The 16,842-nt window shown below is 54.5% G+C and carries 12 protein-coding genes; 7 read left to right on the top strand and 5 right to left on the bottom strand.

Annotated elements, in window-relative coordinates; all coding sequences use genetic code 11:
* Positions 1–65 precede the first annotated feature (65 nt).
* From lptD to apaH, 6 genes are read left to right on the top strand one after another with little or no spacing between them, the layout of a single operon-like run.
* Positions 66–2,423, top strand: coding sequence for an LPS assembly protein LptD (lptD, locus tag BFV63_RS03475; protein WP_048241407.1), 2,358 nt, complete (start codon positions 66–68; stop codon positions 2,421–2,423).
* A gap of 53 nt (positions 2,424–2,476) precedes the next feature.
* The gene (gene surA, locus BFV63_RS03470) at positions 2,477–3,763 is read left to right on the top strand and encodes a peptidylprolyl isomerase SurA (RefSeq protein WP_003856417.1); all 1,287 of its coding nucleotides are present in this window, start codon (positions 2,477–2,479) and stop codon (positions 3,761–3,763) included.
* A complete protein-coding gene (gene pdxA / locus BFV63_RS03465; protein WP_003856419.1) occupies positions 3,763–4,749 on the top strand; it encodes a 4-hydroxythreonine-4-phosphate dehydrogenase PdxA in 987 nt (328 codons plus the stop codon). Before surA ends, pdxA begins: the two co-directional genes overlap by 1 nt.
* A complete protein-coding gene (gene rsmA / locus BFV63_RS03460; RefSeq protein ID WP_003856423.1) occupies positions 4,746–5,567 on the top strand; it encodes a 16S rRNA (adenine(1518)-N(6)/adenine(1519)-N(6))-dimethyltransferase RsmA in 822 nt (273 codons plus the stop codon). The genes pdxA and rsmA overlap by 4 nt, the downstream gene beginning before the upstream one ends.
* A gap of 3 nt (positions 5,568–5,570) precedes the next feature.
* Entirely contained in the window at positions 5,571–5,948 is a 378-nt protein-coding gene (gene apaG / locus BFV63_RS03455) for a Co2+/Mg2+ efflux facilitator ApaG/CorD (protein ID WP_003856425.1), read from the top strand.
* A gap of 4 nt (positions 5,949–5,952) precedes the next feature.
* Positions 5,953–6,801, top strand: a complete 849-nt coding sequence (gene apaH / locus BFV63_RS03450) for a bis(5'-nucleosyl)-tetraphosphatase (symmetrical) ApaH (RefSeq protein ID WP_023324139.1) — start codon at positions 5,953–5,955, stop codon at positions 6,799–6,801.
* A gap of 39 nt (positions 6,802–6,840) precedes the next feature.
* Here the strand turns inward: apaH and folA are convergent, their stop codons facing one another.
* The 3 genes from folA to kefF form a co-directional block, all read right to left on the bottom strand.
* On the bottom strand, positions 6,841–7,320 hold the full coding sequence (gene folA, locus BFV63_RS03445) for a type 3 dihydrofolate reductase (RefSeq protein WP_003856431.1): 480 nt from the start codon (positions 7,318–7,320) through the stop codon (positions 6,841–6,843).
* A 114-nt stretch (positions 7,321–7,434) separates the two neighbouring features.
* Complete coding sequence (kefC, locus tag BFV63_RS03440) at positions 7,435–9,300, bottom strand: glutathione-regulated potassium-efflux system protein KefC (RefSeq protein ID WP_003856433.1); 1,866 nt, start codon at positions 9,298–9,300, stop codon at positions 7,435–7,437.
* Entirely contained in the window at positions 9,293–9,823 is a 531-nt protein-coding gene (gene kefF, locus BFV63_RS03435; protein WP_003856435.1) for a glutathione-regulated potassium-efflux system oxidoreductase KefF, read from the bottom strand. Before kefF ends, kefC begins: the two co-directional genes overlap by 8 nt.
* 374 nt (positions 9,824–10,197) lie before the next feature.
* On the opposite strand from kefF, the gene BFV63_RS03430 reads away from it, so the two are divergent.
* Positions 10,198–13,191, top strand: a complete 2,994-nt coding sequence (locus BFV63_RS03430; protein WP_080395887.1) for an autotransporter family protein — start codon at positions 10,198–10,200, stop codon at positions 13,189–13,191.
* Positions 13,192–13,241: 50 nt separating this feature from the next.
* On the opposite strand, the gene BFV63_RS03425 is transcribed toward BFV63_RS03430, so the two are convergent.
* Positions 13,242–13,475, bottom strand: coding sequence for a YgdI/YgdR family lipoprotein (locus BFV63_RS03425; protein WP_003856439.1), 234 nt, complete (start codon positions 13,473–13,475; stop codon positions 13,242–13,244).
* Between the two features lie 140 nt (positions 13,476–13,615).
* On the bottom strand, positions 13,616–16,840 hold the full coding sequence (carB, locus tag BFV63_RS03420; protein ID WP_048241409.1) for a carbamoyl-phosphate synthase large subunit: 3,225 nt from the start codon (positions 16,838–16,840) through the stop codon (positions 13,616–13,618).
* Between the last annotated feature and the right edge of the window lie 2 nt (positions 16,841–16,842).

Raw genomic sequence — 16,842 nt, 5'->3', positions numbered from 1 at the left:
AGTAAGATAGTCTCTGAGCGTTTGTAAGCCGTAGCCACTGATGACGGAACAATAAAATACAACGTATGAAAAAACGTATCCCCACCCTTCTGGCCACAATGATTGGCACCGCCCTGTATAGCCAACAGGGGCTCGCAGCCGATCTCGCCTCGCAGTGTATGCTTGGCGTCCCAAGTTACAATCGCCCACTGGTGAAAGGCGATACGAATGACTTACCCGTCACCATTAATGCCGACAGCGCAAAAGGTAATTATCCTGACAATGCAACCTTTACGGGCAATGTCGATATTAACCAGGGCAATAGTCGCCTGCTTGCTGACGAAGTGCAATTGCACCAGAAGCAACCGGAAGGTGCTCAGGCGCCTGTCCGTACGGTGGATGCGCTGGGTAATGTGCACTATGACGACAATCAGGTCATCCTGAAAGGTCCGAAAGCCTGGTCGAATCTGAATACCAAAGACACCAACGTCTGGGAAGGTGATTACCAGATGGTCGGTCGTCAGGGGCGCGGTACCGCGGACCTGATGAAGCAGCGCGGCGAAAACCGCTACACCATTCTCGAAAACGGCACGTTTACCTCCTGTTTGCCAGGGTCAAATACCTGGAGCGTTGTGGGCAGTGAAGTGATCCACGACCGTGAAGAACAGGTTGCAGAGATCTGGAACGCTCGTTTTAAACTCGGCCCGGTGCCCATTTTCTATAGTCCTTACCTGCAACTGCCCGTGGGTGACAAACGTCGTTCAGGTTTCCTGATCCCGAACGCCAAGTACAGCACATCGAACTACTTTGAGTTCTACCTGCCGTACTACTGGAACATTGCGCCCAACATGGACGCCACGATCACGCCGCACTATATCCATAAGCGCGGCAACATCATGTGGGAGAACGAATTCCGCTATCTGACCAAGGCGGGCGCGGGTCTGATGGAATTTGATTATCTGCCATCAGATAAGGTCTTCCAGGACGAACATCCAAGCGAAGGTGATAAGCACCGCTGGATGTACTACTGGAAGCACGCCGGGGTATTGGATCAGGTGTGGCGCTTCAACATCGACTACACCAAAGTCAGCGATCCGTATTACTTCAACGACTTTGATTCTAAATACGGCTCCAGTACCGACGGTTACGCCACGCAGAAATTCAGCGTGGGCTACGCCATTGAGAACTTTGACGCGACGGTGTCGACCAAACAGTTCCAGGTATTTGATACGCAAACAAACAGCACCTACGGTGCAGAGCCGCAGCTGGACGTGAACTGGTACCAGAACGATGTGGGTCCTTTCGACACGCGCGTTTACGCTCAGGCGGTCCATTTCGTCAACACCAACTCAGATATGCCGGAAGCTACGCGTCTGCATATCGAGCCGACGATCAACCTGCCGTGGTCAAACGACTGGGCTAGCCTGAATACCGAAGCCAAAGTGATGGCTACCCACTACCAGCAGAAAAATATTGATAAATACAATGCGAATCCGAACAACGCGAACGATCTTGCAGATTCAGTAAACCGTGTCCTCCCTCAGTTTAAAATGGACGGCAAGCTCATTTTCGAACGCGATATGGGCATGCTCGCGGATGGATATACCCAGACGCTTGAGCCACGTATGCAGTATCTGTACGTGCCTTATCGCGATCAGAGCAAGATTCAAAACTACGACTCGTCTTTACTGCAATCTGACTATAGCGGCCTGTTCCGCGACCGTACCTACGGCGGCCTTGACCGTATTGCGTCTGCTAACCAGTTAACGACCGGCGTCACAACGCGCATATATGATGATGCTGCCGTTGAACGTTTTAACGTTTCTGTTGGTCAAATCTACTATTTCACAGAATCACGCACTGGCGATGATAAAATTCAGTGGGAGAAAGACAACAAAACGGGCTCACTGGTATGGGCGGGCGACACTTACTGGCGCATGACGAATCGTTGGGGTCTGCGCGGTGGTGTTCAGTACGATACTCGACTGGACAATATCGCGACGGGCAGCGCTGCCATCGAGTATCGTCGTGATGAAGACCGTATGTTGCAGTTGACATACCGATACGCCAGCCCGGAATACATTCAGGCGACACTGCCTAATTATTCCACTTCCGACCCATACAAAGACGGTATTTCACAGGTGGGTACCGCCGCGAGCTGGCCGATTGCCGATCGTTGGTCAGTCGTCGGGGCCTACTACTATGACACGAATGCCCAAAAACCTGCTGACCAGATGCTGGGTCTGCAATATAACTCCTGCTGTTACGCAATACGTGTCGGTTACGAACGCAAACTTAACGGTTGGGATACGCAAAACAGTCAGGGTAAATACGATAACGTGATTGGCTTTAATATCGAGTTGCGCGGCCTGAGTTCTAACTACGGTCTGGGCACGCAGCAGATGCTGCGCTCGAACATTCTGCCGTATCGTAGTTCATTGTAATATGCTTGATTTACAACGTAATCCGCTTTGCGGTTAATTGAAATGGAAAAAGTATGAAGAACTGGAAAACGCTGCTACTCGGTGTCGCTATGGTTGCGAATACCAGCTTCGCGGCCCCACAGGTTGTCGATAAAGTCGCGGCTGTGGTTAACAACGGCGTCGTGCTTGAAAGTGACGTTGACGGTTTGATGAAATCTGTAAAGCTCAACTCGGGCCAGGCAGGTCAACAACTTCCGGATGACGCTACGCTGCGCCACCAGATCCTGGAACGTCTGATCATGGATCAGATTGTCCTGCAAATGGGCCAGAAAATGGGTGTGAAGATCTCTGACGAGCAGCTCGATCAGGCGATCGCCAACATTGCAAAGCAGAACAACATTACCCCGGACCAGATGCGTAGCCGCCTCGCCTATGACGGCATCAGCTACGCCACCTACCGCAATCAGATCCGTAAAGAGATGCTGATTTCAGAAGTGCGTAATAATGAAGTCCGTCGCCGCGTCACCATCCTGCCGCAGGAAGTGGATGCCCTGGCAAAACAGGTGGGGAATCAGAATGATGCCAGCACAGAGCTTAACCTGAGCCACATCCTGATCCCACTGCCGGAAAACCCAACCTCCGATCAGGCGGCAGAGGCGGAAAGCCAGGCGCGCGCTATCGTTGAGCAGGCGCGTAATGGCGATGACTTCGGCAAGCTGGCGATCACGTATTCCGCTGACCAGCAGGCGCTGAAAGGCGGCCAGATGGGCTGGGGGCGTATTCAGGAGCTGCCATCCCTGTTTGCCCAGGCGCTGAGCACCGCGAAGAAAGGCGATATCGTCGGTCCAATCCGTTCCGGTGTGGGCTTCCACATTCTGAAAGTGAACGACCTGCGCGGCCAGAGCCAGAACATTTCGGTTACTGAAGTGCATGCGCGTCATATCCTGCTTAAGCCGTCTCCGATCATGACTGACGATCAGGCCCGTGCGAAGCTGGAACAGATCGCCGCAGACATCAAGAGCGGTAAAACCACCTTCGATAAAGCAGCAAAAGAGTTCTCTCAGGATCCTGGCTCTGCAAACCAGGGCGGTGACCTGGGTTGGGCGGCCGCTGATATTTACGATCCGGCTTTCCGCGATGCGTTAATGAAGCTGAATAAAGGCCAGATGAGCGCGCCGGTACACTCCTCCTTCGGCTGGCATCTGATCCAGCTGATGGACACGCGCAACGTGGATAAAACCGACGCGGCGCAGAAAGACCGCGCGTATCGCATGCTGTTTAACCGTAAGTTCTCTGAAGAAGCCGCAACCTGGATGCAGGAACAACGCGCCAGCGCTTACGTGAAAGTGTTGAGCAACTGATGAAACCGCATCGTGTTGTGATCACCCCCGGCGAACCCGCCGGGATTGGGCCTGACCTGGTGGTTCAGCTCGCCCAGCGCAGCTGGCCGGTAGAGTTGGTTGTCTGTGCAGATGCAACACTGTTACAAGACCGGGCAGCTTTGCTCGGTCTGCCTTTAACGCTCCTCCCTTACGTTGAAGGCCAACAGCCCGCACCGCAGCAGTCTGGTACTCTCACCCTGCTTTCTGTTCCGCTCCGTGCGCCTGTTGTCCCCGGCGAGTTACACACCGAAAACGGCCACTACGTTGTCGAGACGCTGGCGCGCGCCTGTGACGGTTGCCTTCAGGGCGAATTTGCCGCCCTGATCACCGGTCCGGTGCATAAAGGCGTGATCAATGACGCGGGCATTCCGTTTACCGGGCATACCGAATTTTTCGAAGAGCGTTCGCACAGCCCGAAAGTGGTGATGATGCTGGCAACCGAAGCAATGCGCGTTGCGCTGGTAACAACGCACCTGCCGATCAAAGCCATTCCGGATGCCATTACGCCTGAACTCCTGCGTGAGATCATTGGCATTTTGCATCACGATCTGCAAACCAAATTCGGCATTCCGCAGCCGCATGTGCTGGTTTGCGGCCTGAATCCGCACGCGGGTGAGGGCGGACATATGGGCACCGAAGAGATCGACACCATCATTCCGGTGCTTGAGGAGATGCGGGCGAAGGGGATGAACCTCAGCGGGCCTCTGCCTGCCGACACCCTTTTCCAGCCCAAATACCTGGATAATGCCGACGCCGTACTCGCGATGTACCACGATCAGGGTCTGCCCGTGCTAAAATACCAGGGCTTTGGCCGCGGGGTGAATATCACCCTCGGTTTACCCTTTATTCGAACGTCCGTTGACCACGGTACTGCGCTGGATCTGGCAGGCCAGGGAAAAGCGGATGTCGGCAGTTTTATTACGGCGCTTAATCTCGCCATCAAAATGATTGTTAATACTCAATGACTAATCGAGTCCATCAGGGCCACTTAGCCCGTAAACGCTTCGGGCAAAACTTCCTCAACGATCAGTTTGTGATCGACAGTATCGTTTCTGCCATTAATCCGCAGAAAGGTCAGGCCATGGTCGAAATCGGCCCGGGACTTGCCGCGCTGACCGAGCCGGTAGGCGAACGCCTCGACGAACTGACCGTTATCGAACTCGACCGCGATCTGGCCGCGCGTCTGCAAACGCACCCGTTCCTCGGGCCGAAGCTGACGATTTATCAGCAGGATGCGATGACCATGAACTTTGGCGAACTGTCAGAAAAAATGGGACAGCCGCTGCGCGTGTTCGGTAACCTGCCGTACAACATCTCCACCCCGCTGATGTTCCATCTGTTTAGCTATACTGATGCCATTGCCGACATGCACTTCATGTTGCAAAAAGAGGTCGTTAACCGTCTGGTTGCAGGGCCGAACAGTAAAGCGTATGGTCGTTTAAGCGTGATGGCGCAATATTACTGCAACGTGATCCCGGTATTAGAAGTACCGCCTTCCGCGTTCACGCCACCGCCAAAAGTAGATTCTGCGGTTGTGCGCCTGGTGCCGCACAAAACGATGCCGTACCCGGTCAAAGACCTGCGCGTGCTGAGCCGTATCACGACAGAAGCCTTTAACCAGCGCCGTAAAACGATTCGTAACAGCCTTGGCAATCTGTTTACCGTTGACGTATTAGCTGAGTTGGGCATCGACCCGGCAATGCGTGCGGAAAATATTTCCGTAGAGCAGTACTGCAAGCTGGCTAATTACATCAGCGACAATGCGCCGCCGAAGGAGAGCTAAGCCATGATTGATTCGCCCCGCGTCTGTGTTCAGGTTCAAAGCGTCTACATTGAGTCCCAATCCACACCGGATGAAGAACGTTTTGTCTTTGCTTATACCGTAACCATTCGCAATCTGGGGCGGATGCCTGTGCAACTGCTCGGGCGCTACTGGCTTATCACCAACGGCAATGGCCGTGAAATTGAAGTCCAGGGCGAAGGTGTGGTCGGTGAACAACCCCATATCGCCCCTGGCGAAGAGTATCAGTACACCAGCGGCGCGGTCATTGAAACGCCGCTGGGTACCATGCAGGGCCATTACGAAATGGTCGATGCCGACGGTAATGCTTTCCGCATTGCTATTCCCGTATTCCGTCTCGCCGTACCTACACTTATTCATTAATCTAATGTCTACATATCTGATTGGCGACGTTCACGGTTGCTACGATGAACTGATCGCATTATTAAAACAGGTCGACTTCACCCCCGGGCAGGATACGCTCTGGCTGACGGGCGACTTAGTGGCGCGCGGTCCCGGTTCCCTGGACGTCCTCCGCTATGTCAAATCGCTGGGCGACAGCGTGCGCATGGTGCTGGGCAACCACGATCTGCATCTGCTGGCCGTATACGCCGGGATCAGCCGTAATAAGCCGAAAGATCGCATTACCCCCCTGCTGGAAGCGCCGGATGCCGATGAGTTGCTCAACTGGCTGCGTCGCCAGCCGCTGCTACAGATTGACGAAGAGAAAAAACTGGTGATGGCGCATGCCGGCATCACGCCTCAGTGGGATCTTGAGACGGCAAAAACCTGCGCGCGCGACACCGAAGCGGTGCTGGCGAGCGACTCCTACCCGTTCTTCCTCGATGCGATGTACGGCGACATGCCAAATAACTGGAGTGATGATCTCAGCGGCCTGGCGCGACTGCGTTTTATCACCAATGCCTTTACGCGCATGCGCTACTGCTTCCCGAACGGACAGCTGGATATGTATTGCAAAGATACGCCGGAAAATGCGCCTGCGCCGCTTAAGCCGTGGTTTGCCATTCCGGGCCCCGTGACAAACGAATATAGCGTGGTATTTGGGCACTGGGCATCGCTGGAAGGAAAAGGCACCCCGGAAAATATCTACGCGCTGGATACCGGATGCTGCTGGGGCGGGGATTTAACCTGCTTACGCTGGGAAGATAAGACCTACTTTGTGCAGCCATCCAACCGACAGCTGGACTTAGGCGAAGGTGAGGCGGTCGCCTCCTGAAGATGTTTATCCTCTCCCTTCGAGGAGAGGATAAAACCGTTAACGACGTTCCAGAATTTCGAAGCAGTAGCTGTGCGAGTTTTGCGCATCCGCATCGTGAAACTCACTGAATACAGACTCCCACTCGTCCGGATCGTAATCCGGGAAATGGGTATCCCCTTCCACTTCCGCATCAATGTGCGTCAGATACAGTTTCTGCGCTTTTGGCAGGAACTGCTCATACACACGCCCGCCGCCGATCACCATGATCTCTTCGGCATCGCCGCAGGCGGCAATGGCTTCATCAACGGACTTAACCCACTGCACGCGATCGTCAGTGCCCGGCTGGCTACTGATCACAATATTCTTACGACCCGGCAATGGACGACCAATCGACTCCCAGGTCAGGCGGCCCATCACTACCGGCTTGTTTAACGTAGTACGTTTAAACCATGCGAGATCGGCAGGCAGGTTCCACGGCATGGCGTTTTCCATGCCGATAACGCGGTCTACCGCCAGCGCTGCAATCAGACTGATCATTGAAAATTTCCCGGATGCAAAAAATTGCCGCCACTATACGGAAAGCTTAATCTTTCGTCGACTGGCGGCAGGGTAAAGAATTAGAAATTTTTTAATATTGCTGGCAACTCCACTTCACGCAGAGGGTTTACTCTCCGGTTCATCCTCAGGATCACCGGTATGCTTGCCCTCTTCCGTTCCTTGCCAGCCGTGGCGCTGAACCAGCGACAGGTGATTACGATCCTCGTTGATGATCTCCGTCAGCATGGTGCTGGTGCGTTTAAACACCGCAGCGCGTTCGGTTGCCGTACTGCTCGCCATCGCCACCATCTCTTCCACCATCTCATGGTTAAAACGGCGGAATAAATCGGCACGCTCACGCGCTTCATACGCGCCAAGTCCCAGGCTTTCAAGCGCCATGCGGCCAGATTTGAGCGCCCCTTCGAAGGTTTCACGTTCAGGGGCTGCCACACCCGCCTGACGGAGCTGGATGTAATGATCCACATCGCGCGCACGAGAGATAATGGTCAGATGCGGAAAATGCTCTTTGACCAGCTCAACCATCTGCATACTGGTCTCTGGATCGTCGATGGCGTTAATCAGCACCTCGGCCTTCGCCGCGCCGGCGGATTCCAGCAGATCAACCCGGGTCGCATCACCGTAAAATACTTTCATATCGAATTTACGCAGCGTATCCACATGGTCAGGATCGTGATCGAGGATAACCATTTTGACTCCGCTGGAGAGCAGTAAACGGCCGGTAATCTGCCCGAAGCGGCCAAATCCGGCGATGATCACCCGCGGCTGCTCCTCGTCGATCTCATCGGCTTCTCGCTCCTGTTCGCTTCCCGTTTTTTCCAGACGCGTCAGCAACACCAGCAGGATCGGCGTTGCGGCCATCGACAGCGCAACCGCCAGCGTCAGCGCTTTTGCCCATTCCGGATCGAGTACATTTGCCATCTGCGCTGCGCCAAAGACCACGAAAGCAAACTCACTCCCCTGCCCCAGCAGCACGGCAAACCAGCGGCGCTGCGGTTTTGGCACGTTTAACGGGCGGGCGATCAGCCACAGCATCGCCATTTTAATGACCAGGAAACCTACCAGCAGAATGATGATGCGCAGCGGATGGGTCACCAGCGTCCCGAAGTCGATAGACATCCCGACGCCGATGAAAAACAGCCCCAGCAGCAATCCTTTAAACGGCTCGATATCGCTTTCCAGCGCGTGACGGTATTCGGAGCTAGCCAGTAAGACCCCCGCGAGGAAGGCGCCCATTGCCATCGACAGCCCGGCCTCTTCAAGCAGCAATCCAAAACCAAACACCAGGAATAACGCAACGGCGCTGAATACTTCGCGCAGGCCAGAGCGAGCAACAAAGCGCAGCAGCGGACGCGTTACGTAGCGACCAAGCAGAACAACCAGCGCCAGCGCACCAACAACCTTCAGCGCTGATAAGGCAAATGCCCCCAGCGTCGTTGATGCGCCGCTGGTTGCCAGCAGCGGGATCATCGCCACCAGCGGGATGGCAGCAATATCCTGGAACAACAGTACGGAGAAGGTACTGCGCCCCATTTGCGACACCGTCAGGTTACGCTCGTTCATAGCCTGCATGGCAATAGCCGTCGAGGAGAGCGCCAGCGTCATGCCGATCAACTCCGCGACTTTCCACTCCATCCCGAGCAGAATGCAGAACCCGCCCAACAGCAGACCGCAGGCCAGCATTTGCAGAGCGCCTCCGCCAAACACCGAGGCGCGCAGTTTCCACAGCCGCTGCGGATCCAGCTCCAGGCCAATCACGAACAGCATAAGCACCACGCCGATCTCCGCAAAATGCAGGATCGACTCGGCATCCGTCACCAGCCGAAAACCCCAGGGGCCAATTACACACCCGGCAATCAGATAGCCGAGCACCGAGCCCAGCCCCAGACGAACCGCCACGGGCACAATTAATGCCGCCGCGCCAAGATAAATCAGCGCCTGTATCAGCGTATGGCTATCCATTGTGCGTCTCCTGCCACTCAAGTAAGCGTTGTTTGTAGTGACGAGCCTGCGCCTGCAAGGTTTCATCGTCGCAGACAAAGGTACAGTGCATCGCAAAAGGCGGAAGCCAGTTCAGACCGCAGTAAAGGGCAGTAGCCTGGAGCGGCTGCGCCAGCACGTCAAATCCGGGGAAGGCGCCAATCTCAAAATGGCTTTCCCCCCCGCCGGTGGTAACAGCCCACATCAGGCTTTTGCCATGAAGCGCGTTGCCGTTGTGTCCGTATGCCCAACCGTGGGAGAAAACTTTGTCGATCCACAATTTCAGCAGCGGAGGGGTGCTGTACCACTGCATCGGATGCTGCCAGACGATCAAATCGGCACGAGAGAGCGCCTCCTGTTCGGCGGCGACATCGATATTAAAATCAGGATAGAGTTGATAGAGGGAACGTATCTCTACGTTTTCGAGCGTCCTTGCCTGCTCAAGCATCCGCTTATTCGCATGCGAATGCTGCGGATAGGGGTGCGCATAAATTATCAGAACCATGAATATGCCTGTCTTCTGCTTTTCTTGTAGCAATGAGTGTAGACAGTTCCCCCCCCAACTGAAAGAGGCTAACGACCGCTTCAAAGCAAATCGCAAGGATTGGCAACCTTTGTCGCCATACAAACGCGACTGACGCGAAAGAAGGAGCACCACGCTAGCGACGAATTAACCCTGCAAAATGATTATGCAGACTCATATTTTTAACGAATATTTTTAGATTATCTTAAGTCATATTTTAATAAATCAACCTGTACATAACTCATTGAAAAAATAATAATTTTATGCTTTTTTGTTTTGAGCTCAACCTTAAAGATAGTCAATATACGTTTTACACACGTTATCTGATGTTCCTTCTCACTCAAATGGATGTGTACATGAGCAAAAAATTCTTCAAATTAAATAATACAACCAAAACTCTAGGGAAGATATTTCCTGCTTTGTTGATATGCACCCCCGCGGTTGCATTTTCTGCAATCATTGATCAATCAACCTCAGTCCCTCAAGATTTTTCAGCCGATGCTGAATATGTTATTAATAAAGACGTGACGATATCCTCCGCGGGTAGTGAAGCGGCGGTGTCTGTCACTGGGTTTACTACCACTACTACCACTAATTATGGCAATATTTCTGGCACGGGAAATGGCCTGGATATTAATACTGGTGAACAGCGCATTTTAATTAATAACGACATCGGTGCAACCATTTCCTCCACCACCGCGAATGCTGTTAATATTCAGTCAATGCTCGGTGATTTTAATAACAGTGGAAATATTATCGGTGCGGAAAATGGCATGTTTGTCGGCGAAAACTCTTCCGCAGTAAACATTATCAATACCAGCACCGGAATGATAAAAGGAAAAACGGGTCTAAGTACTCGGTATGGTATTGGCATTAATAACAGTGGCGCAATTATCGGTACAAATGGTGATGCTATTACGGCAACTAATGGCAACACCAAGCTTACTAACAGTGCCCTTGTGCAGGGAACCGAGAACGGTATCAATGTAAAAGATACTGCAAAATTGGATATCAAGAATAGCGGAACGATTAGTGGTAATACAGCCGCTATTATTTTTGCCAGCAATAAAAATAACACGCTGGTGCTTGATACGGGTTCCGTCCTTGTCGGTGACGTTATTTCCACCAATTCCACGGGAAACACCCTCACTCTGATCGGCACCGGTACAGAAGACAGCAATTTTGTGGGTCTGAATGAAGGGGACGGTTTTGCCAGCGTCACAATGAACGGCGAAAACTGGGCGCTGTCGGGCGATATTGACATTATTGGCTCTGGCGACTCCTTGATGATAGACAAGGGCGCGTTAACCCTGGCGGGCGAAGTATCCAACACCGGTAATACGCGGGTGGCCAAACACGCCTCGCTGCAACTGGGCGATGGCGAAAAAACTGCGACGCTCAGCGGTGGGATCACCAACAACGGTACCGTCATTTTCAATCAGGGTAGCGATTTCACTTTCGCCACCGACATGACCGGTAGCGGTAACGTCGAAAAAGTAGACTCCAACACCCTGACCCTGACGGGCAAAAATAGCTACACAGGGGATACGGTTCTGCACGGCGGCACCACGCTGGTCTCCACCGGCGCAACGCTCGGCGTCAAGGGCAGTAACGCCACTGTTACCGTTGAAAATGGCGCGACCTTTGCCACCGCAGGCGAAGTGAACAACAACATCGCGGTTCTTAGCAGCGGTACGCTGGCGGCATGGAATGCCGTCCAGGGTAACTCCACGCTCAGCGCTTCCGGCGTCGATACCATCAACGGCAACGTGACTAATGGTGGTACGCTGTTACTCAGTGCGGCTGATAATAGCGTTGGCAATAATTTTACGATTAATGGCGACTACACCGGCTCTGACGGTAGCCAGATTGTGATGAACAGCACCCTGGGTGAAGATAATTCACCAACTGACCACCTCACTATTACGGGCAGCAGCTTCGGTCAGTCCGGCGTCAGCATTACCAACATTGGCGGCGCAGGCGCGCAAACCATTAACGGTATGGAAATTGTCAGCATCGGCGGCAGTTCCGAAGCCCAACTGACGCTGGCAAAACCGGTCGTCGCAGGCGCCTGGGAATATAACCTCTACCAGCACAGTGACGGCAACTGGTATCTGGAATCAAAGGCGACGCCTTCTGATGATCCTTCTGACGACACCGATGACGATGGAAATACCGATGATGGCGGCAACACCGATAACGGCGGCAACACCGATAACGGCGGTAACACCGATAACGGCGGTAACACCGACAACGGCGGTAACACTGACAACGGCGGCAACACCGATAACGGCGGTAACACTGACAACGGCGGCAACACCGACAACGGCGGTAACACCGACAACGGCGGTAACACTGACAACGGCGGCAACACCGACAACGGCGGTAGCACTGACAACGGCGGTAACAATGCGCCGGAAGTCATGGCGCCTGAAGTGGGTGCTTACTTAGGCAACTACCTTGCCGCACAGGGCATGTTCCTGCATAAACGTGACGATCGCGACCAGATCACCTTCCGCAATGAAGACGACCTGAACACCTGGATGTACGTTAAGGGTCGCTATCACGAGAACGATGCGGGTGGCGATAAAGTCAGCTATGACACCACCACGACCGTACTGCAAGTCGGCAGCGATTTCATGAGCAAGCCAATGGATAACGGTATCCTGCGTGCTGGCGGGATGTTCGGTGCAGGCCAGGCGAAGACCCACTCTGATGCGAAGCACAACGTGCGTGACGCTCAGGGTAAGGTTGATGGTTTCAATGTTGGGCTTTACGCCACCTGGCAGGAAGATCAGAAATTACGTCTGGGCAGCTACGTTGATACCTGGGCCGCATACAGCTGGTATAACAACAAAGTCACCAGCAACCGCAACGACGAAGACTACGATAGCGAAGGTTTCGCCGCGTCTGTTGAAGTCGGCCACGCGTGGGTTATCCAGTCTGAAAATGAACGTACCTGGAAGATCGAGCCGCAGGCGCAGGTGATCTACAGCTATCTCGATCAGGAAAATCATACCGATCGCGACGGCGTACGCGTCACTACCCTGGACAACGACAGCGTCTTTGGTCGTCTCGGCGTTAAAGCAAGCTACTTCCAGCAGAAGGACGTCAAGGCCTGGCAGCCGTACGTCGCGGTTAACTGGTTGAAAGGTGCTGGTCAAAACGATCTGGCATTCAACGACGAGACCGTCAGCAACGATACGCCGGAAGATCGTGGTCAGTTAGAGCTGGGCGTAACCGGCAACCTGAACGAAACCACGACAATCTCCCTGCGAGCCAGCGGCGAATGGGGTGAAAACAGCTATGCCGCATACGGCGGTCATATTTTGTTAAACCATCGGTGGTAATCGATCATTCTGAAGCAAAAAAGCAGTGGCATGTGCCACTGCTTTTTTTTTTAGTTATCCAGCTCACCCATTGATTTAACCTGGTCACGGTTAATCTGTTCAGTTTGACCGGTTTCGGCGTTTTTGTACGATACCAGACCGGTATCGTCATCCACCTGCGGTTTCCCGTCAGTAACAATCGTTTTGCCATCGGTGGTTTTTACGGCCTGATTGGACGAACAGCCCGCCACGGTGAACATTGCGGTGGCAGCCAGAACGGAAGCGATCAGTAGTTTATTTTGCATGGTGTTTTCCCCTGCTCTCAGTTGAATTTTCGTTATCGACCTAACTATTTTAGGCTAACTGACTGAAAGCGGATGAAAAACCAGAAGGTTCTTAAGATGGGAAAATTGCCCGGTAACCGAACGGTACCGGGCAATGGGGGTTAATTGCTAATCTGCGCGTGCATTTCCTGCACCGAAATCACCTTCTCGGTGGCATCCGCATTCAGCGCCATCGCTGTTGCGAAACCGCCGTTCAGGGTAGTGTCGTAGTGCACTTTGTATTGCAGCGCGCTGCGGCGAATCAGCTTGGAGTCTTCAATCGCCTGGCGTCCTGCGGTGGTGTTGATGATGTAGGTATATTCGCCATTCTTGATACGATCCTGAATGTGCGGACGACCTTCATGCACTTTGTTCACCAGACGCGGGTTGATACCCGCTTCACCCAACACAATCGCCGTACCGTGAGTGGCGTCCAGCTCGAAGCCCTGTTTCAGCAGCTTGGCGGCCAGGTCAACCACGCGCTCTTTATCGCCTTCGCGAACGGAGAGCAGCGCACGGCCAGATTTTCTCATGGTGGAGCTACTGCCCAGCTGCGCTTTCGCAAACGCTTCTGCGAAGGTGCGGCCCACGCCCATTACTTCCCCGGTAGAGCGCATCTCTGGCCCTAACAGCGGGTCAACGCCCGGGAATTTGTTGAACGGCAGCACCACCTCTTTCACCGAGTAGTACGGCGGGATGATTTCTTTCGTGACGCCCTGCTGAGCCAGCGTCTGGCCTGCCATCACGCGCGCCGCCACTTTCGCCAGCGGAATACCGGTCGCTTTAGAGACAAACGGTACGGTACGCGCCGCACGCGGGTTGACTTCAATCAGATAGACTTCGTTGTCTTTTACCGCGAACTGAACGTTCATCAGGCCGCGAACCTGAAGCTCGAAGGCCAGCTTCTGCACCTGCTGGCGCATCACGTCCTGAATCTCCTGGCTCAGGGTGTACGCTGGCAGAGAACAGGCGGAGTCACCCGAGTGCACGCCCGCCTGCTCGATGTGCTCCATGATGCCGCCAATCAGCACCATTTCGCCGTCGCAGATGGCATCCACGTCGACTTCAACCGCGTCGTCGAGGAAGCGGTCGAGCAGCACTGGCGCATCGTTGGAAACGCTCACCGCCGTCTGGAAGTAGCGACGCAGGTCCGCTTCGTCGTAGACGATTTCCATCGCGCGGCCGCCCAGTACGTAGGATGGACGCACCACCAGCGGGTAGCCGATCTCTTTCGCTTTCTCAACGGCCATTTCAATCGCGGTCACGGTGGCGTTCGCCGGCTGTTTCAGCTTGAGACGGTCAACCGCCTGCTGGAAACGCTCGCGGTCTTCCGCACGGTCAATCGCATCCGGGCTGGTGCCGATAACCGGTACACCTGCTGCTTCCAGCGCGCGCGCCAGCTTCAGCGGAGTCTGGCCGCCGTACTGCACGATCACGCCTTTTGGCTTCTCGATGCGCACGATTTCCAGCACGTCTTCCAGGGTAACCGGCTCGAAGTAGAGGCGGTCGGAGGTATCGTAGTCGGTCGAGACGGTTTCCGGGTTACAGTTGACCATGATGGTCTCGTAACCGTCTTCGCGCAGCGCCAGAGAGGCGTGTACGCAGCAGTAGTCAAACTCGATGCCCTGGCCGATACGGTTTGGGCCGCCGCCCAGCACCATAATCTTGTCGCGGTCGACGGACGGGTTCGCTTCGCACTCGTCTTCATAGGTGGAGTACATGTACGCGGTATCGGTCGAGAACTCTGCCGCACAGGTGTCCACGCGCTTGTAAACCGGATGCAGGTCATACTGGTCGCGCAGCTTGCGGATCTCCGCTTCGCGCACGCCCGCCAGTTTAGCCAGACGCGCATCGGCGAAGCCTTTACGCTTCAGCATACGCAGGAAGTCAGCGTCCAGGCCGTTGATGCCCAGCTCCGCCACTTTCTCTTCCAGACGCACCAGCTCTTCAATCTGCACCAGGAACCAGCGGTCAATGTTAGTCAGGTTAAATACACCGTCGACGGACAGGCCCGCGCGGAAGGCATCGGCGATGTACCAGATACGCTCTGCGCCCGCGTCTTTCAGCTCACGGCGGATTTTGGTCAGCGCTTCCGGGTCGTCCAGGCTGACTTTCGGGTCAAAGCCGGTCGCGCCCACTTCCAGGCCACGCAGCGCTTTTTGCAGGGATTCCTGCTGCGTGCGGCCAATCGCCATGACTTCACCAACAGATTTCATCTGGGTGGTCAGACGGTCGTTGGCGCCGGCGAATTTCTCGAAGTTAAAGCGAGGAATTTTAGTCACAACGTAGTCGATGGACGGTTCGAAGGACGCAGGGGTGCGGCCACCGGTGATGTCGTTCATCAGCTCGTCAAGGGTGTAACCCACCGCCAGTTTCGCCGCCACCTTCGCAATCGGGAAGCCGGTGGCTTTGGAGGCCAGCGCGGAGGAACGGGACACGCGCGGGTTCATTTCGATAACAATCAGACGGCCGGTTTTCGGGTTCACCGAGAACTGCACGTTAGAGCCGCCGGTTTCCACGCCGATTTCACGCAGTACCGCCATCGAGGCGTTACGCATGATTTGGTACTCTTTGTCGGTCAGCGTCTGAGCTGGCGCAACGGTGATAGAGTCGCCGGTGTGGATCCCCATCGCGTCAAAGTTTTCGATGGAGCAGACGATGATGCAGTTGTCGTTTTTATCACGCACCACTTCCATCTCGTACTCTTTCCAGCCAATCAGCGATTCATCAATCAGCAGCTCTTTGGTTGGGGAGAGATCCAGGCCGCGCTCACAAATCTCTTCAAACTCTTCGCGGTTGTAGGCAATGCCGCCGCCGGTGCCGCCCATGGTGAACGATGGACGGATGATGCACGGATAGCCCACTTCAGCCGCAACGGCCAGCGCTTCTTCCATATTGTGCGCGATACCGGAACGCGCGGTATCAAGGCCAATTTTTTTCATTGCCACGTCGAAGCGGCGACGGTCTTCTGCTTTATCAATCGCGTCGGCGGTCGCACCGATCATGGTCACGCCGAACTCTTCCAGCACGCCCTGACGCTCCAGCTCCAGCGCACAGTTCAGCGCCGTCTGGCCGCCCATGGTCGGCAGCACCGCGTCCGGACGCTCTTTCTCGATAATTTTGCGTACCACTTCCCAGTGAATTGGCTCGATGTAGGTCGCATCCGCCATTTCCGGGTCGGTCATGATGGTGGCCGGGTTAGAGTTCACCAGAATGACGCGGTAACCCTCTTCACGCAGGGCTTTACACGCCTGCGCGCCAGAGTAGTCAAATTCACAGGCCTGGCCGATGACAATCGGGCCAGCGCCAAGGATCAGGATGCTTTTTATGTCTGTACGTTTTGGCATGG

It is taken from the genome of Enterobacter hormaechei subsp. xiangfangensis, assembly GCF_001729785.1.
GTDB lineage: Bacteria > Pseudomonadota > Gammaproteobacteria > Enterobacterales > Enterobacteriaceae > Enterobacter > Enterobacter hormaechei_C.
The sequence above is the reverse complement of the archived record's forward strand: the minus strand, read 5'-3'. Positions and strand labels throughout refer to the sequence as shown.

Coding starts and splice junctions, on each gene's coding strand:
- lptD (WP_048241407.1), top strand. CDS start 66: ATGAAAAAACGTATCCCCACCCTTCTGGCCACAATGATTGGCACCGCC.
- surA (WP_003856417.1), top strand. CDS start 2,477: ATGAAGAACTGGAAAACGCTGCTACTCGGTGTCGCTATGGTTGCGAAT.
- pdxA (WP_003856419.1), top strand. CDS start 3,763: ATGAAACCGCATCGTGTTGTGATCACCCCCGGCGAACCCGCCGGGATT.
- rsmA (WP_003856423.1), top strand. CDS start 4,746: ATGACTAATCGAGTCCATCAGGGCCACTTAGCCCGTAAACGCTTCGGG.
- apaG (WP_003856425.1), top strand. CDS start 5,571: ATGATTGATTCGCCCCGCGTCTGTGTTCAGGTTCAAAGCGTCTACATT.
- apaH (WP_023324139.1), top strand. CDS start 5,953: ATGTCTACATATCTGATTGGCGACGTTCACGGTTGCTACGATGAACTG.
- folA (WP_003856431.1), bottom strand. CDS start 7,320: ATGATCAGTCTGATTGCAGCGCTGGCGGTAGACCGCGTTATCGGCATG.
- kefC (WP_003856433.1), bottom strand. CDS start 9,300: ATGGATAGCCATACGCTGATACAGGCGCTGATTTATCTTGGCGCGGCG.
- kefF (WP_003856435.1), bottom strand. CDS start 9,823: ATGGTTCTGATAATTTATGCGCACCCCTATCCGCAGCATTCGCATGCG.
- BFV63_RS03430 (WP_080395887.1), top strand. CDS start 10,198: ATGAGCAAAAAATTCTTCAAATTAAATAATACAACCAAAACTCTAGGG.
- BFV63_RS03425 (WP_003856439.1), bottom strand. CDS start 13,475: ATGCAAAATAAACTACTGATCGCTTCCGTTCTGGCTGCCACCGCAATG.
- carB (WP_048241409.1), bottom strand. CDS start 16,840: ATGCCAAAACGTACAGACATAAAAAGCATCCTGATCCTTGGCGCTGGC.